Consider the following 23,610-nt stretch of genomic DNA (forward strand, 5'->3'; position numbering starts at 1 on the left):
CACCATGGACGCGGCAACACCATGGACGCGGCAATCGGGCAAGTGGAAAGGCAAGAGCTTTATCGGTGGCGGGCGCTCGAAGGTGCGGGCTGTCCTGTTCATGGCGGCACTGGTTGCGTCCCGTCACAATCCGTTCCTCAAAGCCTTCCGCGATCGCCTCGTGGCATCCGGCAAGCCCAAGATCGTCGCCATTGTCGCCACCATGCGCAAGCTTCTCACCATCCTCAACGCCATCATCCGGGAAAATAAACCATGGCAAAACGCTTGACTGCCAAGACAGTCGCTCTGTCCTGCCGGACATCTCCCCCTCAGGTGGGGAGATCGAATCGCGGAGAGGTCTCGCCCATCTTTAACGCTGCAGACAGAGCGGTGAGCAAGCGTCCAGCCAATCTCCCTCCTTGTGGGGGAGATGTCCGGCAGGACAGAGGGGGGTAAGCCACACCCACTGCCATACGCTGGTCCCACGCGACCATGAACGACAGAATTTCCCGCCGCCCATCTTGCCATAACGGCTTGTTTACCCTGTTATGGTAAACAGGAGATTACGGCGCTTCTCACCAGGCAGCCGGCGGGGCTTTCATTCGTTTCACTGGGATCATCATGCAGCGGCTACTTCCGGCTCTTTTCGCGTCCATCCTCCTGTTGAGCGGCTGCACCTCCACCAGTTACGATTTCCTCGAAACGGCGTCCGTCGCGAAGCCGCGCTTCAAGGATAATGATCCGCAGGATTTCGGCGCGCGCTCTCCGCACAAGCATGATGTACACGGCATCGACGTATCCAAGTGGAATGGTGATATCGACTGGGCGACGGTCCGCAAATCCGGCGTGTCCTTTGCCTTCATCAAGGCAACCGAAGGCACGGACCGCATCGATGCGCGCTTCGATGAATATTGGCGCGAAGCCTCAGCCGCGGGTGTGCCGCACGCGCCCTATCATTTCTATTACTTCTGCGCCTCGGCGGATGCGCAGGCCGACTGGTTCATTCGCAGCGTTCCGAAAGAATCCATGAAGCTGCCGCCGGTACTGGACGTGGAATGGAACCCCGCTTCCCCCACCTGCAAGACACGGCCTTCACCGGATGTGGTCCGCGCCGAGATCCAGCAGTTCCTCACCCGCATCGAACGCCATTACGGCAAGCGCCCGATCATCTACACCAGCGTCGATTTCCACCGCGATAATCTGGTCGGCCAGTTCAAGAACTACCCGTTCTGGGTCCGCTCCGTCGCCGCCCACCCGGCACAAATCTATAGCGATCGCCAATGGGCCTTCTGGCAATATACCGGCACCGGCGTCATCCCCGGCATCTCCACGCCGACAGACATCAATGTCTTCGCTGGCACGGAAAAGAACTGGCGCACATGGGTGGCATCCGCCAACCAGCCGCGCGGCTGATTCAGAGATTTCAACTTGATTTTTGCGGCAATTCCAGCAGATGTGCTGTGAATTGATCGCATGACGTTGGAAACAAACGTCTGTTGACGCATTTCCACTGTCTTGCCCACGCTTCTGCCATAAAATTTGGCGAACGCATGGTCTAAATCGCACATTCGAGGAATTCTGATGTTCAGCTTTTCGCCACGCAGCTTTGCACTTGCTGCCACCGTTTTTACATTGTCCTGCGGCTCGGCACTCGCCGTCACCCCCGTGGCTTCGCCGGATGACCCGAAGCAGGTCACCTGCGGTGGCGATCTCAACACCTTCCTGCAAGGCGTAAAGACCGAAGCCGTCGGCAAGGGCGTGCTGGCAGAAGCCGTGGACAAGGCGCTGGCTGGCGCACAGATCGACCAAAAGGTCCTGTCGCGTGACCGTGCCCAGGGCGTCTTCCGGCAGACCTTCCTTGAATTTTCCCAGCGCACCGTTAGCCAGGGCCGGCTTGATATGGGCCGCAAAAAAATCCAGGAGCTGAACACCACCTTCAAGCGCGCAGAAGACGAATTCGGCGTACCCGCAGGCGTCATTGCCGCCTTCTGGGCCATGGAAACGGACTTCGGTGCCGTTCAGGGTGATTTCAACACCCGCAACGCGCTCGTGACGCTTTCACATGACTGCCGCCGCCCAGAACTGTTCCGCCCGCAGCTCATCGCGCTCACCGAAATGGTTCAGCATGGCGATCTCGACCCGGCCACCAACACCGGCGCATGGGCTGGTGAAATCGGTCAGGTGCAGATGCTGCCGAAGGATATCATTGCTTTCGGCGTGGATGGTGATGGCGATGGCCACGTCAACGTCAAGTCCAGCAGCCCGGATGCCATTCTGACGGCTGCAAAGTTCATCCAGCATCTCGGCTTCAAGAAGGGCGAGCCCTGGATTCAGGAAGTCTCCGTACCTGAGAACCTGCCCTGGGAAAAATCCGGTCTTGGCGGCACGCTGACGGCGAACGAATGGTTCAACCTCGGCGTCACCCCCAAGGATGGCAACAAGACCTTCGGCACCCTGCCCGCAGCGCTCATCCTGCCCCAGGGCCGCAAGGGCCCTGCCTTCATCACCTACCCCAACTTCAACATCTACCTGGAATGGAACCAGTCCTTCATTTACACCACGTCAGCCGCCTATTTCGCGACCCGCTTCATGGGCGCGCCGGTTTATGCCAAGGGCAATCCTGAGCCCGGCCTTGACGATACCGCCATGAAGGAACTGCAGACCAAGCTCGACGCGAAGACCCATGATGTCGGCAAGATCGATGGCATCCTCGGCTCCGGCACGCGCATTGCCGTTCAGCGCGAACAGCAGCGCCTCGGCCTGCCCGCCGATGGCTGGCCAACCCGCGCGCTGCTCGACGCTCTCTGATCGGTCTCCCCGTCATCCCGGACTTGATCCGGGAACCAGAGACCTGACGTCCGTCAGGTAAAAGGACTCTTATGCACCGCAGACTCGGTGCTGCTAGATGCCGGATCAAGTCCGGCATGACGGAAAGTCATAAAACGGCCATGGCATTAACCATGGCCGTTTACGTTTGTGGCCTACTCGCACCGAATTTTTCAAACCGTAATATAAGTTGTTTTTCAACGCATTGAGGCCAAGCGACGGAAAATACTCGCTCTTTCGTGTGCACTGCATCATAGAAACCGCTTTCCAAGAGACACAAAACGGTCATAATGATTACTGTCAACACAATGGAGGCAGAGCATGGCACTATCAAATTCTCTTAATGCCTTAGCAGTCGGTGTAGCGTTTGCGTTTGTCGGAGTGATGCTATTCATCTGACAAGCGACTTTGGGGTTTAACACGCACACCCAGTCGTTGATTATCATAAGCCATTAAAAAAGCGCAGGTTTTCGGGACCTGCGCTTTTTTCATATGGGAGTGGATGCTGTTTAGGCAGCCGATTGTTTCAAAGGTCGAAAGCCGACATTTTCCAGAACCGCATTCACCAGCGGCGCACGGTTCATGGTGTAGAGATGAAACTCGTTGATGCCCTTGCTTTGCAGATCGAGAATCTGCTCGGCAGCGACATCCGCCGCAACCTTCGCACGCTCGACCGGATTTTCATCGTAACCGGCAAATCGCTCATCGAGAAAAGCTGGAATACTCGTGCCACAACGCCCGGCAAACCGCTTCAACTGCGTCAGGTTCTGAATGGGCATGATGCCGGGAACGACCGGAATGGTGATGCCAGCCTTGGTAACCCGCTCCATATACCGCTCGAACATCGCATTATCGAAGAAGAATTGCGTCAGCGCGCGCGTCGCACCGTTATCGGCCTTGCGCTTGAGCATATCGATATCGACATCGGTGCTTTCGCTTTCCGGATGTTTCTCAGGATAAGCCGAGACCGAAATCTGAAAGTCATCGATCTCGCGCAGACCGCGAACCAGCGCTGCGGCATTCTCGTAGCCTTCAGGGTGTGGCTTGTAGGCCGTGCCGGGGCCAGTTGACGGGTCACCGCGCAAAGCTACGAAATGCTTGACGCCAATACCGCGCAGCTCTTCCACGACATCGTGCACTTCCTGCTTGCTGGCATCCACACAGGTCAGGTGAGAGGCCGTCGACAAACCGGCCACGGAGATCATCCGGTCGACGGCAACCAGCGTCGGTGCCTTTGTCGTTCCGCCAGCACCATAGGTCACGGAAACGAAGTCCGGGTTCCAGCGCGAAAGCTCCTCAACCGTCTCCCAAAGCTGCACGTCCATATCCGCATTCTTGGGCGGAAAGAACTCGAAGGAGAGCTTGAAATTTCCGCTTGTCTGGCGGTCTGCCTCTGTTTTTGTCATGTCATGCCCTCCCGGCTGAAAGAAGCGGTGCGTCGATGACCTGTTCGCCCGCAATCAGCAGACGCGGATCGCGCGCAACCCAAATTGTTACATCGAGCGACTGAGCAGAGGCGTTGCCGGAATGCAGATCGACCGCCTTCTCCGGCAAAAGCCCTGCCTTTTTCAGCCACTCTTCCATGGTTTGATGCGAAAAACCAAGACGAACATGCGCATGGTCTTCCCGCAGATATTCCAGCGTGTGCGGTGCCAGATCAATGATCACCAACCGGCCATTCGGGCGCAGCATGCGTGCCGCCTCGGCAAGCGCCATTTCGGGATGGTCGAGGAAATGCAGCACCTGATGAACCACCACCAGATCGAAATCCTGGCTCTCCAGCGGCAGGTTCAGGATGTCGCCATGGCGCACGGACGCATGTGCCACGCCAGCCTTGTCGAGATTGGAGCGCGCGACCGCCAGCATATCGCGGCTGGCATCGATGCCGATCGCACGGCGGTAAATACCGCTGAGAAGCTGAAGAATACGGCCCGTGCCGGTGCCAAGATCCAGCATGGAATCGACAGGCGTCGTGCCAATCAGTTTCGAAAGCGCACTTTCCACTGCGTCATCGCTGACATGCAGACGGCGAAGCTCGTCCCAAGCGGAGGCATTGCGGCTGAAATAATCTTGCGCCCGCTCCGCCCTTACCCGCTTGACAGAGGAAAGACGCTCGAAATCCCGCAAAAGAACGGCGTCGTTAGGAGACGCGACGGAAAGAAGCTGTTTGACCAGCTCTGCGGCCTTGCCATCCTGCTTCAAACGGAAGTATGCCCAGGCACCTTCCTGATAACGGTCGATCAGGTCTTCCTCGGCCAGAAGCTTCAGGTGCCGCGAAATACGCGGTTGCGATTGACCGAGAATCTCGGTCAGATCCGTCACGGTCAGATCGCCCGCGCCCAACAGCGCCAACAACCGAAACCGCGTCGGCTCCCCCGCAGCCTTCAACAGCCCCACCAGATTATCAAGCCCTAGAGCCAATTCACAAACCTCAAGCCAATCAACATATAAAGATATGTTTATACGATTAGCGAGGATATGCAAGATGGCAGCGGGGTCTCTCAACAGAAAATCGAGCCAATTCTGAATCGTGCAATAGGCAGGCTAGTCATTCAAGCAGCACGGCACCTACGCCGCCTGCGCCCAGCACGTCACCGGGATTGCGCAAGGGACAATCCTTTACGGACAGGCATCCGCATCCGATGCATCCTTCCAGATTATCTCTCAATTGCGTCAGCTTATTGATCCGCTTTTGCAGCTCGGCGCGCCATGCACTCGCAAGGTTTTTCCAGTCCTCGGCATTCGGCGTTCGCCCGTTTCGCAGCGACGATAACGCCTGTCGGATGTCCGCAAGCGGAATACCCGCCTGCTGGGCAATTTTGATGACGGCGACACGACGCAAAACCTCTCGCGGGTAACGCCGCTGGTTTCCGGAATTGCGAGAAGCCGACAACAAGCCTTTCGCCTCATAGAAATGGATCGTGGACACCGCAACGCCGCAGCGCTTGGCGACCTCACCGACCGACAGTTCGCGATGGATATCCAATTTTACAGCCATGCCCTTGACCTCAACCATAGTTGAGGTCGTATGAACCCTATCAGCTCATCAATCAAGCGTCAGACAACGGCGTTCAGAACGACCAACAGGAGTTGACCCATGATCTCAATCAAAGGACTTTACGAGACGCATCTGACAGTCTCGGATCTCGATCGTTCGATCGATTTCTACCGCGATGTCGTCGGCTTGGAACTGGCGCACAGAATTCCGGACAGAAACGTCGCCTTCTTCTGGGTCGGTGGCCGCGAGACATCCATGCTCGGCCTCTGGTCGATCCACAGTTCCCCCATGCAGATGAAACTGCACATCGCCTTTCGAACCACAATCGACCAAGTCATCGCATCGCCCGCCTCCCTGCGCTCGAAAGGCATAGTTCCGAGAAGCGGCGGAGGCACAGAGATCGATGAGCCCATTGTCTTCCCCTGGATGCCCGCAGTCAGCGTCTATTTCCACGACCTTGACGGACATTCCCTGGAATACATCGCGATTTTGCCCGAAAAGGCTCGCCCCGACATTCACGGGATCATGACGCTTTCGGAGTGGAACGGGCTAGCGAAAGGCTAGCGCGACAGCATCTATTGACGATGCGAGATTACATAGCAAAAGAGGCGGCCATCGCCGCCTCTCTCAAACTTTCGTCTGCTAAACTCAAAACTCTTCCCAGTCCGATGTCACCGCCAGCGCGGCATTGCCATGGCTGACAGGAACGCTGCGGCGTGCAGGGCTGGCCGCCGGGCGCGCGGGCTGAGGTACCGAGCGTGTGGCAGCGGCCTGCCTGCGGGCATCCGTTTGACCCAGCTGGAAGTTCGAAAGAAGGCCGTTCAGGTTGGCGCTTTCCTGGGCAAGCGACGCACCGGCGGCGTTCATTTCTTCGACCATAGCCGCATTCTGCTGCGTCGCATGGTCCATATGGTTGACCGCCGTGTTGACTTCGGCAAGCCCAGAGGACTGTTCCTGTGCAGCCGTGGCAATCGCCTCCATATGGACGTTGACCGTCTGTACCAGTTCGGCGATCTCGCCAAGCCCGGCCCCCGTATCACTCACCAGACGCACACCCTCACCCACGGCAATCGCAGAGTTGCTGATCAACTCCTTGATCTCCTTGGCAGCCTTGGCAGACCGCTGCGCCAATTCGCGCACTTCCTGCGCGACAACGGCAAAGCCCTTGCCTGCTTCACCGGCACGCGCTGCTTCCACACCGGCGTTCAGCGCCAGAAGGTTGGTCTGGAAGGCAATCTCGTCGATGACGCCGATGATCTGACCGATCTGCTTGGAGGAATTTTCGATCTTCTCCATCGCCGCAACCGCATTGCGAACCACATCGCCGGAATTGCTTGCCTTTTCCTTTGCAGTCCGCACCACGCCACGAGCTTCGGCAGAGCGTTTCGATGTCGAGGTCACATTGGCGGTGATCTGTTCAAGCGCCGCCGCCGTTTCTTCCAGCGATGCTGCCTGCTGCTCAGTGCGTTTGGCCAGATCATCCGATGCGGACGAGATTTCGTGCGAGCCGCTCGTCACTGTCGAGACCGACTGGCCAACGCTGGCCAGCGTCTCGCGCAACTGGCGAACCGAACTGTTGAAGTCTACCCGCAATGTTTCGAACTGCGATGTCAGCGGCTCGTGCAATTCGCAGAGAAGGTCACCCGATGCAAGACGCTTCATGCTGGCCGCAAAAGTGCTGGTGGCCTGCACCAGACGCGCTTCGGTTTCGGCTTCCGCCGCACGCTGCATGGCCTCACGCTCGTCTTCCGAACGCTTGCGGTTGATTTCGGCCTCGGCCTCAAGCTGCTTGTTGCGAATGGCCGCTTCGCGGAACACCTCCACAGAGCGCGCCATGCCGCCGATTTCGTCCTGACGGTTCGAACCGGGAATGGTGACATCAAGATTGCCAGCGGCTAACGAACCCATGCAGGCGGTCAGACGGGAAATCGGTCGAACGACGCGACCCATCACGATGTACATTCCGGCCGCAGCAACCGCCAGCGTCATGCCCAGCATGCCGCCGTAGATGATCAGGGAAGCAAGGGCTGCATCTCTCTGGGCGGTGGCCTGTGCAGTCAACTCGTCCATCGCCAGCGATGCCACCGCAGCAACAGTGCCGAGTGCGGCGGTGATTTTCTCGCGCCATTCGTCGATGCCGACAGGGCTCACCTGCCCATCACGCATCTTGCTGATGATATCGGCACGCCACTTGGAAAGATCACCGGAGAAATAGCCGGTTTCAGCCGCAGCAACGGCGTTTTTGAGCTCTGGCAGCGTGCTTGGATGATCAACGAGCACCTTCACCGAGCTCCAGGCCATCGCCATTGCGGCGTCGCTGCCCGCAAGTTTCAAGGTCTCTTCACTGCTGAAGGGGCGCTTGCCGCCAATAGGAACGTTCATGACGACAGCCGATGTGCCGCCGTTGGAGCGCGCTGCCCAGGCGAAGGCTCGCGTCTGCACCAGCCCAACCATCGTCGGATCGGCGGTACGGATGCCACTTTCGACAGCGATGGACGCCTTTTCAAGTCCTGCCAGAAACTCGGTACCGAGATCGAAGGACTGGCCTGCGACATCTTTGGGACGGGCGTCAGGCTCCAGCGTCAAAGCCGCATCGATCTTCTGACGCTGGGCGACCACACGGTCATAGATCGCTTTGGTGTTGTTGAAAGCCGAGGTGACGTCTGCGGAACTGACATTGCCCATGGCGGAGACCGCAGCGGCCATGCCCGCATCGACCTTGCCACGCGCGGTCTTCACGCTTTCAAGTGTTGCCGTCGCGGCAGAACGCGGAAGCTGTAGCGCGGTGCCGCTGTCACCACGCTCGCTGCGAAAAGCAAGAAGCGTGTTGAACAGCGCCTTGTCGACACTCGTCAGGTCGGCGGCCATCGTCTGTGATTGATAAAGAGAATAGGCATTGAAGGTCGATTTACCAACCATACCTGCCAGCGCAACGCTGACAACGACGAAAGCACCCGTCAAAGCATTTCGAATAGATAACATGTCAGCCCCACCAAACGAAGATGGTGAAATCTGACATAGCCCACTAAAAAAACAGTAAACCGTTTAAAAGCACAGCGTAATTAATTCATTTGACTACACAATACGCGGTGCATCCGCCAGCTCAGAAATACAAAAGGAGAGGAACCATCCGTCCCTCTCCCATTATTCGCAGCGGATAGTTTGATCAGCGCGTCAAACGCTTATACGCTTGACTGCCCGGGTTGAGCGCATCTGCACCCAAACGGCGGACCTTGTCCTGTTCGTAGTCTTCGAAGTTGCCTTCGAACCATTCCACATGGCCGTCGCCTTCGAAAGCGAGGATATGCGTGGCAAGGCGGTCGAGGAACATTCTATCATGGCTGATGATGATGGCGCAGCCGGCGAAGTTTTCGAGTGCCGTTTCCAGAGCGCCGAGTGTTTCCGTATCAAGGTCGTTGGTCGGTTCGTCGAGGAGGAGAACGTTGCCGCCCGCCTTCAGCATCTTCGCCAGGTGCACGCGGTTGCGCTGACCACCGGAGAGGTTGCCAACCTTCTGCTGCTGGTCGCCACCCTTAAAGTTGAAGGCACCGCAATAGGCCCGTGAGTTCATGTCGAACTTGCCGAGCTTGATGATTTCGGCACCGCCTGAGATTTCTTCCCACACGGTCTTGGAACCGTCGAGAGCATCGCGGCTCTGGTCGACATAGCCAAGCTGCACGGTCTCGCCGATGCGAACCGAACCGCTATCGGGCTTTTCCTGACCGGTGATCATCTTGAACAGCGTCGTCTTACCGGCACCGTTGGGACCGATGATACCGACGATACCGCCCGGTGGCAGCTTGATCGAGAGATCGTTGATCAGCGTGCGGCCTTCAAAGCCCTTCACGATGCCTTCCATCTCGATGACCACCTGGCCGAGACGCTCGGAAACCGGGATGATGATCTGCGCGTCGCCGGGACGCTGCTTGTCGGCGGCATCCACCAGCTGTTCGTAGGACTTGATACGCGCCTTGGACTTGGCCTGACGTGCCTTCGGGCTGGATGCAATCCATTCCTGTTCTCGGCTGATCGCCTTCTGGCGGCCTGCGTCTTCGCGGGCTTCCTGCTGCATGCGCTTGGCCTTCGCCGTCAGGTAAGCCGAGTAGTTGCCCTCGTAAGGAATGCCACGGCCACGGTCGAGCTCGAGAATCCAGCCGGTAACGTTATCCAGGAAGTATCTATCGTGGGTAATCATCATCACGGCACCGGGGTAATCGCGCAGGTGCTTTTCGAGCCATGCGATGGTTTCGGCGTCAAGGTGGTTGGTCGGTTCGTCAAGCAGCAACAGGTCCGGCTTGGACAGAAGCAGACGGCACAGCGCGATACGACGGCGCTCACCACCGGACAGCAGGGAAACGTCCGATTCCTTGGGCGGGCAGCGCAGGGCTTCCATCGCCATTTCGACCTGCTGTTCCAGATCCCACAGGTTCTGGCTGTCAATGATGTCCTGAAGCTTGGCACCTTCGTCAGCAGTTTCGTCGGAGTAGTTCATCATCAGTTCGTTGTAGCGCTCAAGCACGGCCGTCTTGTCGGCCACACCCACCATGACGTTTTCGAACGCCGTCTTGGTCTCGTCCAGATGCGGTTCCTGCTCCAGGTAACCAACGGTCGCACCTTCGGCAAGCCACGCTTCACCGGTGAATTCCTTGTCCTGACCTGCAATGATGCGCAGCACCGTGGACTTACCGGCACCGTTGGGGCCGAGAATACCGATCTTGGCATCCGGGTAGAAGGACAGGTTGACGTTTTCAAGGATTTTCTTGGCGCCGTAAGCCTTGTTCAGCCCCGACATGTGGTAGATGAATTGACGTGCCATTGTAGCGAATGCTCCGCGTCAGATTTGAAAATTCGAATGGGAAATTTGCCGCTATGTAGGGTAAATAGGGCCTGGGAGCAACCTCTTGCCCAACAATAAGCACCGCTGAGGAGAGATGAATGGACGATATGCCCTTCAGTGAAATCAATCGGCTGGCAAGTCCGTCAGGCTCATCCATCGCCTACCGGCATGAGCCAGCGCATGGCCAGCCAAAAGGCGTCCTGATGATTTGCCACGGACTGGTGGAACATGCGGGCCGATACCGCCGCTTTGCCGATGTCATGGCGCAACAGGGCTTCGAGGTCTACGCCCACGACCATCGTGGCCACGGCCGCACGAAGGCAGACGACGCCCCCATCGGCCGTTTCGCCTGGAAAGACGGAGTCACCAAGGTCATCAGCGATGTCATGGCCATGCGCACAATGGTTGGCGAACGCCACCCCGGCCTGCCCGTCATCCTGTTCGGCCACTCCATGGGCGGCCTCATTGCGCTCAACACCGCCGTCAGCAATCCCGGCAGCTTCGATGCCCTGTCGATCTGGAACTCCAACCTCAACCCGGGCATCATGGGCCGCCTGGCGCAAGCCGTTCTGCGCATCGAGAAAATGCTGAAAGGCTCGGACGTCCCAAGCGCCATCCTGCCCAAAGCGACCTTCCGCATCTGGAACAGCAAGATGCCGGAAAAACGCACGGTGGCCGATTGGCTGAGCCACGACAAGGCGGCAGTCGATGCTTATGTCGGCGACCCGCTCTGCCAGTTCGAAGCCAGCGTCTCGCTGTGGCAAGACGTCTTCGAGATGTCCTATCGCGGCCCGAAACTCCTGTCCCGCCTGCCAAAAGACCTACCCATCCTCCTGGTCAGCGGCAACGAAGACGCCGCCACCAACAATGGCCGCGAAATCGTCTGGCTGGCAAAACAATTCCGCGATGCAGGCTTTACGCGGGTAGAAGACACGATCTACCCCGGCATGCGCCACGAAACCCTGCACGAAATCAACTGGGAAGTTCCGGCAGCCGATTTCGCGGCGTGGGCGAGGAAGGTTGTGACGCTATAGTCCCGCTCTTCCGTCACGCAGCACTCGGATAACAGTTTCCAGCGGCAACGTCCCCTCCTTCCGTCACCCCGCACTTGCTGCGGGGTCCAGTCACCCCAAGCCTTGGGGTGAAAGACTCTTTCGCCGCGCAGACGCGCGTCTACTGGGCTCCGGATCAAGTCCGGGGTGACGGAGGTGAGAGTTTTGCGTTAAACTGGCCTCTTCGTTTAGGCAAGCCAACAGTGGCTCAAGTGTCGCGAGACCGCGTTACACGATTTAACCTTTGCGTGCTTTTTACAAGTATGCAATCCATTGGCAATGCGACAAGGCTATGTCTATATTCTGGCATCGAAGCGTAATGGTACTCTATACACCGGGGTCACCAGCGATCTAGCGCATCGTCTGTACGAACACCAAAACAATCTGACGCCCGGCTTCACAAGCAAATATGGCACCAAGACGCTCGTTTGGTTCGAGACACATGATCTCATAACAGATGCGATTTCCCGTGAAAAAACCATCAAGAAATGGCCTCGAAAATGGAAGCTTGATCTCATCGAGACCATGAACCCGGATTGGGCCGATATCGCGCATTACCTTCTTTAAAAGCGGCATCCATGGCCGTAATCGTGTTTAACGCGAACTGCTATCCAGCCTGAAACTGAGAGGCCAGTTTTGCGGTAGTACAAACACCTCCGTCAGGAACTAAAATCTGAGCGCCATATTGCGCACAATGGGTCTGCGCCTCGCTGTTCAGCCCCTTTCCGAGAACGCGTCACACTCGTAAACCTCGCAGTGGTTTACCTTATTTCCAAATCGGAATGGCGTCATGAGATAATTTCACATGCGCGCAAAAGTTCGTCCGTCTATAAACTCCTGAAAATTGTGAGAAAGACATGGCCGAACCTTCCAAGAAAAAACAACCGCCGCTGACTGGCATTCGTGTCATCGAACTTGCCCGCGTGCTGGCTGGTCCCTGGGCCGGGCAGATGCTGGCCGATATGGGGGCCGATGTCATCAAGGTGGAAAGCCCTGATGGTGGTGATGATACCCGTGCCTGGGGGCCGCCCTTCGTGGAGAGCGTTGATGGCGATAATCTTTCCGCCGCCTATTACCACTCCACCAATCGCGGCAAGCGCTCCATCACCGTCGATCTGAAGACCGACGAGGGTCGCCAGACGGTGCGCAGGCTGGTGAAGACCGCAGATGTCGTGATCGAAAACTTCAAGCGTGGCGGGCTGGAGAAATACGGCCTGGATTACCAGTCGCTCCGAGCGCTGAACCCCAAGCTCATCTACTGCTCCATCACCGGCTTCGGCCAGACCGGCCCTTACGCGGATTTCGCCGGTTACGATTACATCGTCCAGGGCATGTCCGGTTTCATGTCGATCACCGGGGAACCGGATGGCCAGCCGATGAAGGCGGGCGTTGCGGTTGCCGATATCTTCACCGGCATCTATTCCGTCACCGCCATTCAGGCCGCCCTCATCCACGCCATGCGCACCGGCCAGGGCCAGCATATCGATATGGCGCTGCTGGATGTGCAGTCCGCCGTTCTGGCCAACCAGAACATGAACTACCTGATTTCCGGCAAGGCCCCCGTGCGGCTGGGCAATGCCCACCCGAACATCTCGCCCTATGAGGTTGTGCCAACCGCCGACGGCTTCCTCATTCTGGCCGTCGGCAATGACGGGCAGTTCCGCCGCCTGTGCAAAATCCTCGGCATCGATGCGATCGCAGATGACGAGCGTTATGCGACCAACAAGGCGCGCGTTGCTCACAAGGTCGAGGTCCGGCAGATCGTCTCCACCGAGACGCTGAAATGGATGAAGCGCGACCTGCTGACGGCCTGCGAAACCAATGCCGTTCCCGCCGGACCCATCAATTCCATCGAGGAAATGTTTGCCGATCCTCAAGTCCAGTCACGGGGACTGCGCGTTGATCTTCAAGCAGCAGACGGCACCGTGATTCCTGGTGTAAGAACACCCATCGTATTGTCGGAAACACCTCTGCGCTATGAGCGGCCCAGCCCGCGGCTTGGCGAACATCAGGCAGAGGTGCTGGCGGAGTTGGACGACATAGAAAGGAACCTGGCACCATGAAAAGAACCGGCGGACAGTTGATTGTCGAAGCCCTGAAAGCCAATGGCGTTTCGCGCGTTTCCTGTGTGCCGGGCGAAAGCTATCTGGCCGTGCTGGATGCGCTCTACGAAAGCGGCATCGAAACCGTTATCTGCCGTCAGGAAGGTGGGGCTGCGATGATGGCCGACACCTGGGGACGGCTGACAGGCGAACCCGGCATCTGCATGGTCACCCGCGGACCCGGTGCTACCAATGCTTCCGCCGGTCTGCACATCGCCATGCAGGATTCCATTCCGATGATCCTCTTCATCGGCCAGGTGCAGCGCGATGCACGCGAGCGCGAAGCTTTCCAAGAGGTCGAATATCGCCGCGCCTTCACCGAATTTGCCAAATGGGTTGGCGAAATCGATGATGCCCGCCGCATCCCGGAATTCGTCACCCGCGCCTTTGCGGTCGCCACATCCGGTCGCCCCGGCCCCGTGGTCTTGAGCCTGCCCGAGGATATGCTGGTCGATCTGGTGGACGCACCGGAAGCCAAGCCCTACACACCAGTCGAAAACCATCCCGGCCCCAAGCAAATGGCCAAATTCGCAGAGCTGCTGGGCGCTGCCAAGCGTCCCACGGTCATCGTCGGCGGCACGCGCTGGACGGAAGACAGCGTCGCGAAATTCAAGGCATTCGCTGAGACCTTCAAGCTGCCCGTTGGCTGCTCCTTCCGCCGCCAGGCGCTGTTCGATCACCTTAGCCCGTCCTACGCGGGCGATGTCGGCATCGGCATCAACCCGGTGCTGTCGAAGGAAATCAAGCAATCCGATCTGATCATCCTCCTCGGCGGGCGCCTGTCGGAAATGCCCTCCTCCGGTTACACCCTGCTCGACATCCCCTACCCGTCCCAGACGCTGGTGCATGTCTATCCACAAGCGGAAGAGCTTGGCCGTGTCTACCGGCCAGACCTTGCGATCTGCGCATCCCCCACGGAATTTGTGGAAGCGCTTTCGACACTGGAGGAAGCGCCGCAGAACCCCGTCTGGGCAGACCGCACCGCTGCCATGCACGACGCCTATCTGACATGGTCCACCCCACCAAAGACCGGCCCCGGCCCGGTGCAGATGGGGCCGATCATGGACTGGATCGAAGCCAACACGCCTGTTGATGCCATCTTCACCAACGGCGCGGGCAACTACGCCACATGGCTGCACCGCTTCCACCGTTTCCAGCGCTTCAACACGCAATCGGCCCCCACCTCCGGCTCCATGGGTTACGGCCTGCCTGCCGCAGTCGCCGCCAAGCACCTGTTCCCGGAACGTGAAGTCGTCTGCTTTGCCGGTGACGGCTGCTTCATGATGCACGGGCAGGAATTCATCACCGCCGTGCGCTACGGCCTGCCGATCATCACCGTGCTGGTCAACAACGGCACCTACGGCACCATCCGCATGCATCAGGAACGCGAATATCCCGGCCGCGTCAGCGGCACCGACCTCGTCAACCCCGACTTCGTCGCCTTCGCCAAAGCCTATGGCGGGCATGGTGAGCTAGTGGAGAAGACGGAAGATTTCGGCCAGGCTTACGAACGCGCCCGTGCCAGCGGCAAGCCTGCGATTATCGAAGTGAAGCTGGACCCGGAGGCCATTACGCCTGCGAAGACGCTGACGCAGATTCGGAATAAAGCCTAAAGGTCTGCGAGACCGTTGACGCAGATTCGTGGGCGGACGTAATCTTGTCCCTTGCCCTTGCCCTCCCCCTCATTCCTGTGCTTGTCACAGGAATCCAGTCAGCCCAAGTCTTTGGGCTGGGAGGAGTCTTCTCATCGTGCAGACGCACGATGACTGGATTCCTGTCACAAGGACAGGAATGAGGGGAGTTAGAGAACATCATGCCAAACACACCAATCCCACCCATCACCCCACGCACCGCGACCATCGAACCCTCAGCCGGTGCTCCCTTCGAAGCCGTCCGTGTCGCCCGCGATGTCCTGCACACCTGCCGCACCGCCGGTCTCGCGACGCTCGATCCGCACAGCGGCTATCCCTACAACACCGCCACCAACATCGCCGTCGAGCCGGACGGAACACCGTTCTTCTTCACCGCCCGCCTTGCCCTGCATGCCCGCAACATCGAAGCCGACCCGCGCATTTCGCTGGTACTGGCACCTTTCAACAAAGGCGATGCGCTGACCCTGCCGAGGTTGACGCTGGTTGGTAAAGCCGTGCTGATGGTGGATGACGAGGTGCCGTTGGCCAAGGCGCGCTATATCGCCCGCTACCCCAAAGCCAAGCTCTATCTGTCCCTGCCGGATACGCAGCTGTACCGGCTGGACATCGAAGGCGTGCAAATCAATGGCGGCCCTGCCCGCAATGCCAGCAACATCACGCCCGCTGATCTGCGCACGGATCTCTCGGGTGCAGATGAGATGGAGGCCGAGGTTACCCGCCTGAATGCTATCAAGGGCGAAGCATCCAGGCTGGCGACCATGGCAGGCAGAAAATCCGGCGCATGGAAAATCACGTCGATCGACCCGGATGGGATCAATCTCGCCTCGGTGAATGACCTTGCGCGATTGTGGTTTGAAGAGCGCGTAGAAAACGCCAATCAACTTGCGAAGACGCTGACTCAAATGTCGAACTAGCAGCGCTAAGGCATTCGGAAGACAGCACTCCTCATCCATCATCCTGAGCCTGTCGAAGGAGTGGGAGCAACGCGACCCTCAAAGGCCGAGGGATGCTTCGAGGGCTCTGTGCACCGCCTCAGCATGAGGGCAGCCTGTGGCGACCGGTTGCAATGAACAAAAACGCACCCCCAAGCAACAATCCATGCCCGATATTTCCATTTCGTTAACCATCTTCGTTAACAATATGCATCGCACCATGAATGTCGCGGTGCGTTGAAGAGCGATGAATTCAGGCTCTGCATTCGGGGGCCCTTATGCCAGTTATTACATTTGCAAATACCAAGGGCGGCGCTGGCAAGACCACGGCCGTTCTGCTGCTCGCCACCGAACTTGCCCGCATGGGTCACCGCGTAACGGTGCTGGATGCCGATCCGCAATTGTGGATTTCGCGCTGGTCCGAAATGTCCGGTGAGATGAAAAATCTCTCGGTCATCTCCCATATCACCATGGCGTCGATGGAAACGCATATTCGCGAAAACAGGGCCACTACGGACTGTTTCATCATCGACCTCCCCGGCACCAAAAGTCCGCTGCTGACGATGGCGCTCGGTATTTCCGACCATGTGCTGATCCCGGTTCAGGGCTCTGCCATGGATGCCCGCGGCGCATCCGAAGTGCTGGAGCATATCGAGCTTCTCAACCGAAAGATGGGCATGAAGATCGATCATTCCGTCGTGCTCACCCGCGTCAACGCCATGATCAGCACCCGCTCCATGCTGCTCGTCAAAGCGCTGCTGGCGGAAAAGAGCGTTCGCGTTCTGAACACGCCGATTGCCGAGCGCGCCGCCTTCCGGGATATTTTCGATTACGGCGGCACGCTCGAAGCGCTGGACTGTCAGAAGGTCAGCAACGTCGAAAAGGCGATGGAGAATGTGCGCAACTTTGCCTACGAGGTTTTGCGCCTGATGCCGGTTCGCGTCGTTCGTTCTGACCGCGATGCAAAATTCCTCGGTCGCAAAGCGGCCTGATAATCCAACACTTTCATGCGCCCGGCACGTTTTGCGACCGGGCGCAAAATTTTGCTTGATTTGGAAATGATCGTTTCCTATATTGCGACCATGACCAACGCCCCATCACCATCTTACCCTATTCGCCAGCGCGGCCGCCCGCGTGAGTTCGATGTCGATCTGGCCATCGACAAGGCCATTGGTGTGTTCTCGGAACGCGGCTATCACGCCACATCCGTGGGTGATCTGACGCAGGCGATGGAGCTGACACAGGGCAGTCTTTACAAGGCTTTCAGGGACAAGAAGGACATCTATATCGCCGCTGTCGAGCGCTACAAGCTGGTGCAGACGCAGCGTTTCGAGGCTGCTGTTCGAACCGGCAAAACCGGGCGTGAGAAGCTGCGGGCCGCCATGAATTTTTATGCCGATGCCTGCGTGGGACAGTCAGGCGGGCAAGGCTGTCTCGTCGTCGGCGCTGCTGCCGATCTGACCTCTCTGGATGAAGATACGGCGCGTGTCGTGCGCGGTGCCATCAGCGCGCGCGAGACCATGCTGGGCCGCCTCGTGCGGGAGGGACAGGCGGATGGCTCGGTATCGAACACCATGGATGCAGACGCCTCCGCAAAAACGGTGCTCTGCCTGATTTACGGCATGCGGGTGGTGGGCAAGACCGGCCTGACGAAAGCGGAACTCAAAGCTGTGGTCGATGTGGCCATGAAGGTTTTCGACTGATTTTACGCGTATTTTGGAAACAAATGTTTCCTAATTTGGAGAATGGACATGACATCTACAGTGCTTGGTTCTGAACCTGCACAGGAAGAGGCGATCTCTTCCGCGATGATTTTTCTGCTGGCCAGTGCCTGCGGTTTGATCGTGGCAAACCTTTATTACGCCCAGCCACTGGCCGGTGTCATTGGTGCGGAACTTGGCCTTTCCGCCGGGGCAACCGGGCTGATCGTGACGCTGACACAGATCGGTTACGGCTCGGGGCTGCTGTTCGTCGTGCCGCTGGGTGACCTCATCGAAAACCGAAAACTGATCGTGACTACCGTCGTCATGGCGGTCGCGGCTTTGGTTGCGGCAGCACTGGCACCGCACGCATCGCAGTTTCTTATGGCTGTTTTCCTCGTCGGCATCAGTTCCGTGGCGGTGCAGATGATCCTGCCCCTGGCCGCGCATATGACGCCGGATGCCAGTCGCGGCCGGGTTGTCGGCAGCATTATGAGCGGCCTGATGGTTGGCATCATGCTGGCGCGTCCCCTATCCAGTGTGCTGTCGGAGCTCGTTTCCTGGCGCGGCGTGTTTCTGATGTCGGCTGTCGTCATGGCCGTGCTGGCACTGGTGCTCTATCGTCTGCTGCCACGCCGTATGCCGGATGCGAAACTGCCGTACCGCGCCCTCCTGGCATCCATGGCAAAGCTGGCTGCAAACACCCCTCTTCTGCAACGGCGCGCTATCTATCAGGCAGGCATGTTTTCCGCTTTCAGCCTGTTCTGGACGGTGACGCCGCTTTATCTCAGCGGTCCGGTCTTCCAGTTGTCACAAGCTCAAATCGCGCTGTTTGCGCTGGCCGGTGCGGCAGGTGCCGTCGCCGCTCCGATTGCGGGTCGTATGGCTGACCGAGGCTGGACTTGGGCCGCAACGCTGGGTGCACTGCTGGCGGGGATGGCATCATTCCTCATCACCCACATCGCACCCGAAGGTTCGCATCTGGCACTGGCGCTGCTGGTCGTCGCAGCAATCGTGCTGGATTTTGCGGTCACGACCAATCTGGTCTTGGGCCAACGCGCCATCTTCACGCTGGGCGCAGAATTCCGCAGCCGCCTCAACGGCATCTTCATGGCGACGTTCTTTATGGGTGGTGCCGTTGGTTCAGCGGTCGGTGCCTGGGCCTATTCGCAGGGCCAATGGACCGCTGCCTCATGGCTGGGCTTTGCGCTGCCTGCCATGGCATTCGCATGTTTCCTGACGGAACGGCGGGCCGGAAAACGAGTGCCTAAATTAGGGTGAAGGTAGGACCAATAATTTGGACGTCATCCTCGCCCTTGTGGCGAGGATCCACCCACGTTCAATGTTGGGGTTCGTTAGATCCTCGGGACAAGCCCGAGGATGACGTTGGAGAGAGTGTTGAGCGAGTTGCTCTTACTCAGCGAACTCCACCACAACACCGGGACGGACCATCTTGGCCAGTTCCGTTGCATCCCAGTTCGTCAGGCGGATACAGCCATGGCTGTTGGTCTTGCCGATTTTGGATGGTTCCGGTGTGCCGTGAATGCCGTAGGTTGGCTTCGACAACGCAATCCAGACCGTGCCCACTGGACCGTTAGGGCCCGGTGGAATCTGCAGAATCTGGCTGTTCTGGCCCTGCTGGAAGTTGATCTTCGGGTTATAGGTGTAGCCGGGATTGAGCGCGATGCGTTCGACCGTATGCGTGCCGGATGGCGAAGGCGTATCCGAAGAACCGATGGTGGCGGGATAAGCCGCGATCAAAACGCCCGCTTCATCATAGGCAAACACCTGCTTGATACCCTTATGGGCAACGATGCGGGCAACCTGACCCTTTTTGGTATCACCGGGATTAACGACCTTGATGATGGTGCCGGGAACGGTGAAATCGATGCCGGGGTTCAGCTCCTTCAGATAGGTTTCATCCATATGAAAACGCTCGGCCAGCGCCTCTGAAGTTGAGGTGAAGGCCATGGCCGGAAGCTGCGCCTTTTCGGCGTAGTCATCAGGAATGGACGCGACATAGGGACCAGCCGCATCTGCTGCGGTGATCGTATAATCGACGATCGCCAAACCGCCAGTGTTGCGCAGGCGCTCCAGAATATCATCGGTATTATTAGGGTCCAGACGGTCGCCTGTCATGTCCTGCCAGGCGGCGATGGCCTTGTTGACGTTATCGCCCATCTTGCCGTCGATCACGCCAGGCGAAATGCCTTCTCGGTCGAGAAACACTTGCAGTGCCACGATTTCCTGGCGAGAGCGGTTGACCGGAGCCGTGACCGGCTGGTTCCGCTCGATCAGGTGGTCTGGCTGCGGCACGGCGGTGACGGTGCTTTCGCCCGGCATGGGCTGGCCAAGCGGCGCGCTTTCAACGGCACCGGGTCCTGCGACGGAACCCGTATAAGGGTCGATATCGCTGCCATCGCCCCGATACTGCCGATAGTCCTGACCATTGCCGTTGCCCTGATAGCCATAATCACGCTGGGGTGCGCGGTTTTGGCTGGGTGCCGGTGGATAATAGGTGTCATTCTGATTGGAATAGGGATCGCGATAAACGTCCTGCTGCGCCTGGCGGCGCGGCGCGGCACCCTGCGGCATTTCCGTTGCAAGGAGATTGCCGTAACGGTCGAAATACACCGTGCGGCCCATACGGTCGCGGCTAATGACGATGTCGCCACGCTCGGGCATGAAATCGAGAACACGCCCGTCAGGCGTGACCATCATGGGCTGTTCCTGATAAACCTGTCGTTGCTGCGCGCTGGCCTCAGCAGGCAGGAGGACGGGTGTCATCGCGGCAGCGAGACCGAACATTGCGTTAATTAAAAGTTTCACGATTCTGCGATCCCTTGGGTTCTTCCCAATACACACACGTTAATCTTGACCCTATTGTGAAAAAGATGAATTCGCGGTTAATGCAATCTTAATTTCCCGTCGCTGCGATAGCTTTTGCGTGATTGCGACGTCAATAGGTCAGTGAAGGAGCGAAAATGCGAGCGCTGAAAGCCGGAAAATCCCCCACCATCTTCCTCGATGAAACATCCCTTTTCGATATCGGTGCCTGCGTGGTCGATGGTATCGATGTTGCTCCGGGGCGTGCCATCCCCGACGATGGCGATCCTCGCATCGATCATTCGCTAGAGGGATTTCTCTTCACCTGCGGTCCTGACCATATCCGCCATCCTGAGCCCATCAAAGGTGACGCGAACGGAAGAAAATACCCTCTCCATGGTTCTTTTTCCTCCCACCCTGTCGAGATAACGCGCTGGTCTACTGAGGGAGGTAATGCGAATGCCGGGGCAAGGGTTCCGCTGGTCCTGGCCGATGGCGGCACCGCGCTTCTGGAAAGAGAGTGGACTATCGACGGCGAAACCGGCGAAGTCAGCCTCAACGACCGCGTCACCAACACCAGCGACGCTGCGCGTCCGGTCTTTCACATGTACCACATGAATGTCGGCGCAAGGCTGTTCGATGATGCGGTGAAGCTGCAAGGCGCGATGTTTGACGGCGGTGGATTCGGCTGGCGCTTCGGCGAAGAACCGGGCGGCGTCTTCTGCGTGCCAGCGGGAAATGACGGTGACGGTTGGGCCACCATGATGCTTGGGCCGATTACAGCCATTGGCGGGCGGACGCTGAAAGTCAGCTTCCGCACGGATACGCTTCCCTATTTGCAGATGTGGCGAAACCAGCAGGCCCCGGCAGATGTCATGGGCATAGAGCCGGTATCGCACCGCTGGGTCAGCCGCTCCGAACTTGAGGCGGCAGGGGAGTTTCACATGCTGAATCCGGGTGAGAACAGGACATATGGCCTGCGCTTTTCTATTCTCTGAACAGGCCCGCAATTGGAATGGCTTATCATTGACGCACCCTGTTTAACCCCTTAAACCGGGTGCGAAATTTAGGACGGCACGGCAAGTTATGCCGGGCTGCCACGGTCACCGGAGGACGAGAAAATGGATATCAGGCGCATTGACGACGAATATTCCGTAAGCGGCCAGATCAGCGTTGCAGACCTTGATGAGGTCAAGGCGCTGGGTTTCAAATCCATCGTCTGCCATCGCCCAGATGGTGAAGAAGACGGCCAGCCGCTGTTTGCGGATATTGCCCAACGCGCCGAAGAACTCGGCATCGCCGTCGCACATGTGCCGGTCGGTCGCTTTGGCGTCGATGCCGATGCGGTCGCAGGCATGGTCGATGCACTGGATGAGTTTCAGCGCCCGATGCTCGGCTTCTGCCGTTCCGGCGCGCGCTCCACGGCGATCTACGAAAAGACCCATCACATCCGCGGCTGATCTTTATCCGCACGCGTTAATTCTACCCGAAATACCAACAGGAGTTTTCAGCATGAGCATCAAGCGTATCGAACCCGGCAAGCGCATGAGCGGCGCAGTCGTTCACGGCAACACCGTCTACCTCGCCGGTCAGGTGGGTGAAGGCACATCCGTGACCGAACAGAGCAAGTCCGCTCTCGCCGAAGTCGACCGCCTGCTGGCTCTTGCCGGTTCCGACAAGTCGAAGATCCTCCAGACCATCATCTACATCTCCGACATGTCCACCTTTGGCGAAATGAACGCCGTCTGGGAAGGCTGGATCGATCCGGCAAACCCACCAGCCCGCGCCACCAGCGAAGCGGCGCTGGCGACACCGGACTACAAGGTCGAGTTCATCGTGACAGCTGCGATCTAAGCGGTTTGATTTCTTTGGAAAAGCCGGTCCTTGGGGCCGGCTTTTTTGTTGTTGGTCTTATCGGCTACATCCTGCGCCCTCATCCAGCCTTCTATTCGTTCTGTCAAAAACCCCGGCCTTGCTTGTGGTCAAGCTTCGCCGTTCACGCGACGTCATCTGCCCGTGGTTTGCTTCGCCGTTACCCCTTTGAGAACACACGCAAATGCGGAAATGTCTCTGGTATGGTGTTGGTCGTCGGTCCGCATTTGCGTGGCCTCCGATCTTTCAATCAGCCAGACCGGATCGGGAAGAAACCGGGCCAGCTTTGGTCGTCTTCCTGTAAACCGCCTGCCCCCATTGCCCGAAAACCGTTTACGGAATTTCGGACGATGAAGCAGGCAGGCCCATCTGGCATTGCCTTTGATGATTACCCGCACGTCTACGGCCAATCACCACCCTCCACCTGCCCCGACAGTGTCTCGCGAAACACTCCAGCCGTGAAGGTGTGGGGATTGTAGGCATGGGTTTGGTGGCCGTGGAGAAAACTTTTTTTATTTATTTTTTGGGGTGGGAAAAGTGACGGTTTGTGGATGGGGCTTACCCCCCTTGTAACTTCCCTTCGCCGTCCTTTGGCGTTTTAATGCCCTGTGCGGTGGCGGATGTGAGACCGAAGCCCCTTAGGGACACCAAGCCCGTGGCAGAGCCCGGTTGTGCATCCGCCGTTCCATCGAACCCGAACAGTCGCCAGGGCCGCTTGCGCGTGCAAAGCCCGATTAGGCAAGGATGGGATAAGATGGATATTATCGTTGGTATCGACGTGTCGAAGGAGCGTCTCGACGTTGCGGTTTCACCCTCTGGTGCAAGCTTTTGTGT

The 23,610-nt window shown here is 58.2% G+C and carries 22 protein-coding genes; 16 read left to right on the forward strand and 6 right to left on the reverse strand.

Annotated features, from left to right (window positions below; translation table 11 throughout):
• The 3 genes from DSM25558_RS26195 to DSM25558_RS26210 form a co-directional block, all read left to right on the forward strand.
• Nucleotides 1–268 (forward strand): transposase (locus DSM25558_RS26195; protein WP_143240253.1); only part of this gene is annotated, 268 nt, incomplete at its 5' end.
• 332 nt (nt 269–600) lie between these two features.
• Nucleotides 601–1,392: a glycoside hydrolase family 25 protein gene (locus DSM25558_RS26205; protein ID WP_077107573.1), complete on the forward strand. Its 792-nt coding sequence runs from the start codon at nt 601–603 to the stop codon at nt 1,390–1,392.
• 168 nt (nt 1,393–1,560) lie between these two features.
• Nucleotides 1,561–2,787 carry a lytic murein transglycosylase gene (locus DSM25558_RS26210; RefSeq protein WP_077107574.1) on the forward strand — a complete coding sequence of 409 codons (1,227 nt, stop codon included), beginning with the start codon at nt 1,561–1,563 and terminating at the stop codon, nt 2,785–2,787.
• 527 nt (nt 2,788–3,314) lie between these two features.
• On the opposite strand, the gene metF is transcribed toward DSM25558_RS26210, so the two are convergent.
• The 3 genes from metF to soxR form a co-directional block, all read right to left on the reverse strand.
• Nucleotides 3,315–4,211: a methylenetetrahydrofolate reductase [NAD(P)H] gene (gene metF / locus DSM25558_RS26215; RefSeq protein WP_077107575.1), complete on the reverse strand. Its 897-nt coding sequence runs from the start codon at nt 4,209–4,211 to the stop codon at nt 3,315–3,317.
• A 1-nt stretch (nt 4,212) separates the two neighbouring features.
• Nucleotides 4,213–5,226 (reverse strand): ArsR/SmtB family transcription factor, encoded by a 1,014-nt coding sequence (locus DSM25558_RS26220; protein WP_077107576.1) that lies wholly within the window; start codon nt 5,224–5,226, stop codon nt 4,213–4,215.
• A 127-nt stretch (nt 5,227–5,353) separates the two neighbouring features.
• Nucleotides 5,354–5,803: a redox-sensitive transcriptional activator SoxR gene (soxR, locus tag DSM25558_RS26225; RefSeq protein ID WP_077107592.1), complete on the reverse strand. Its 450-nt coding sequence runs from the start codon at nt 5,801–5,803 to the stop codon at nt 5,354–5,356.
• A gap of 99 nt (nt 5,804–5,902) precedes the next feature.
• Between soxR and DSM25558_RS26230 the strand changes: the two genes are divergently transcribed.
• Nucleotides 5,903–6,367, forward strand: a complete 465-nt coding sequence (locus DSM25558_RS26230) for a VOC family protein (protein ID WP_077107578.1) — start codon at nt 5,903–5,905, stop codon at nt 6,365–6,367.
• 84 nt (nt 6,368–6,451) lie between these two features.
• Here the strand turns inward: DSM25558_RS26230 and DSM25558_RS26235 are convergent, their stop codons facing one another.
• Both DSM25558_RS26235 and ettA read right to left on the reverse strand, forming a co-directional pair.
• Nucleotides 6,452–8,785 carry a methyl-accepting chemotaxis protein gene (locus DSM25558_RS26235; protein WP_077107580.1) on the reverse strand — a complete coding sequence of 778 codons (2,334 nt, stop codon included), beginning with the start codon at nt 8,783–8,785 and terminating at the stop codon, nt 6,452–6,454.
• Between the two features lie 184 nt (nt 8,786–8,969).
• On the reverse strand, nt 8,970–10,619 hold the full coding sequence (gene ettA / locus DSM25558_RS26240; RefSeq protein WP_077107581.1) for an energy-dependent translational throttle protein EttA: 1,650 nt from the start codon (nt 10,617–10,619) through the stop codon (nt 8,970–8,972).
• A gap of 119 nt (nt 10,620–10,738) precedes the next feature.
• Here ettA and DSM25558_RS26245 point away from each other — a divergent pair, with 119 nt between their 5' ends.
• The 8 genes from DSM25558_RS26245 (at nt 10,739) to DSM25558_RS26280 (ending at nt 19,359) form a co-directional block, all read left to right on the forward strand.
• Nucleotides 10,739–11,674 carry an alpha/beta fold hydrolase gene (locus DSM25558_RS26245; RefSeq protein ID WP_077107582.1) on the forward strand — a complete coding sequence of 312 codons (936 nt, stop codon included), beginning with the start codon at nt 10,739–10,741 and terminating at the stop codon, nt 11,672–11,674.
• A 297-nt stretch (nt 11,675–11,971) separates the two neighbouring features.
• Nucleotides 11,972–12,259 carry a GIY-YIG nuclease family protein gene (locus DSM25558_RS26250; protein WP_077107583.1) on the forward strand — a complete coding sequence of 96 codons (288 nt, stop codon included), beginning with the start codon at nt 11,972–11,974 and terminating at the stop codon, nt 12,257–12,259.
• Nucleotides 12,260–12,549: 290 nt separating this feature from the next.
• Complete coding sequence (locus tag DSM25558_RS26255) at nt 12,550–13,755, forward strand: succinate--glutarate CoA-transferase (RefSeq protein WP_077107584.1); 1,206 nt, start codon at nt 12,550–12,552, stop codon at nt 13,753–13,755.
• Complete coding sequence (locus DSM25558_RS26260) at nt 13,752–15,407, forward strand: thiamine pyrophosphate-binding protein (protein ID WP_077107585.1); 1,656 nt, start codon at nt 13,752–13,754, stop codon at nt 15,405–15,407. The genes DSM25558_RS26255 and DSM25558_RS26260 overlap by 4 nt, the downstream gene beginning before the upstream one ends.
• A 200-nt stretch (nt 15,408–15,607) precedes the next feature.
• Nucleotides 15,608–16,360, forward strand: a complete 753-nt coding sequence (locus DSM25558_RS26265; protein WP_077107586.1) for a HugZ family pyridoxamine 5'-phosphate oxidase — start codon at nt 15,608–15,610, stop codon at nt 16,358–16,360.
• 296 nt (nt 16,361–16,656) lie between these two features.
• Nucleotides 16,657–17,370: a ParA family protein gene (locus DSM25558_RS26270; RefSeq protein WP_077107587.1), complete on the forward strand. Its 714-nt coding sequence runs from the start codon at nt 16,657–16,659 to the stop codon at nt 17,368–17,370.
• A gap of 66 nt (nt 17,371–17,436) precedes the next feature.
• The gene (locus tag DSM25558_RS26275; RefSeq protein ID WP_077107593.1) at nt 17,437–18,081 is read left to right on the forward strand and encodes a TetR/AcrR family transcriptional regulator; all 645 of its coding nucleotides are present in this window, start codon (nt 17,437–17,439) and stop codon (nt 18,079–18,081) included.
• 48 nt (nt 18,082–18,129) lie between these two features.
• Nucleotides 18,130–19,359 carry an MFS transporter gene (locus DSM25558_RS26280; RefSeq protein WP_077107588.1) on the forward strand — a complete coding sequence of 410 codons (1,230 nt, stop codon included), beginning with the start codon at nt 18,130–18,132 and terminating at the stop codon, nt 19,357–19,359.
• Between the two features lie 132 nt (nt 19,360–19,491).
• Here the strand turns inward: DSM25558_RS26280 and DSM25558_RS26285 are convergent, their stop codons facing one another.
• Nucleotides 19,492–20,907 carry a L,D-transpeptidase gene (locus tag DSM25558_RS26285; protein WP_077107589.1) on the reverse strand — a complete coding sequence of 472 codons (1,416 nt, stop codon included), beginning with the start codon at nt 20,905–20,907 and terminating at the stop codon, nt 19,492–19,494.
• A gap of 155 nt (nt 20,908–21,062) precedes the next feature.
• Between DSM25558_RS26285 and DSM25558_RS26290 the strand changes: the two genes are divergently transcribed.
• The 4 genes from DSM25558_RS26290 to DSM25558_RS29145 all read left to right on the forward strand — a co-directional run.
• A complete protein-coding gene (locus DSM25558_RS26290; RefSeq protein WP_077107590.1) occupies nt 21,063–21,902 on the forward strand; it encodes a DUF4432 family protein in 840 nt (279 codons plus the stop codon).
• 123 nt (nt 21,903–22,025) lie between these two features.
• Nucleotides 22,026–22,364 (forward strand): protein tyrosine phosphatase family protein, encoded by a 339-nt coding sequence (locus DSM25558_RS26295; protein ID WP_077107591.1) that lies wholly within the window; start codon nt 22,026–22,028, stop codon nt 22,362–22,364.
• A gap of 52 nt (nt 22,365–22,416) precedes the next feature.
• The gene (locus DSM25558_RS26300) at nt 22,417–22,758 is read left to right on the forward strand and encodes a RidA family protein (RefSeq protein WP_067645210.1); all 342 of its coding nucleotides are present in this window, start codon (nt 22,417–22,419) and stop codon (nt 22,756–22,758) included.
• A 640-nt stretch (nt 22,759–23,398) separates the two neighbouring features.
• A partial coding sequence (locus DSM25558_RS29145; protein WP_210189144.1) for a hypothetical protein occupies nt 23,399–23,610 on the forward strand: 212 nt, incomplete at its 3' end.

Source organism: Agrobacterium sp. DSM 25558 (assembly GCF_900100825.1).
Classification (GTDB): Bacteria; Pseudomonadota; Alphaproteobacteria; order Rhizobiales; family Rhizobiaceae; genus Agrobacterium.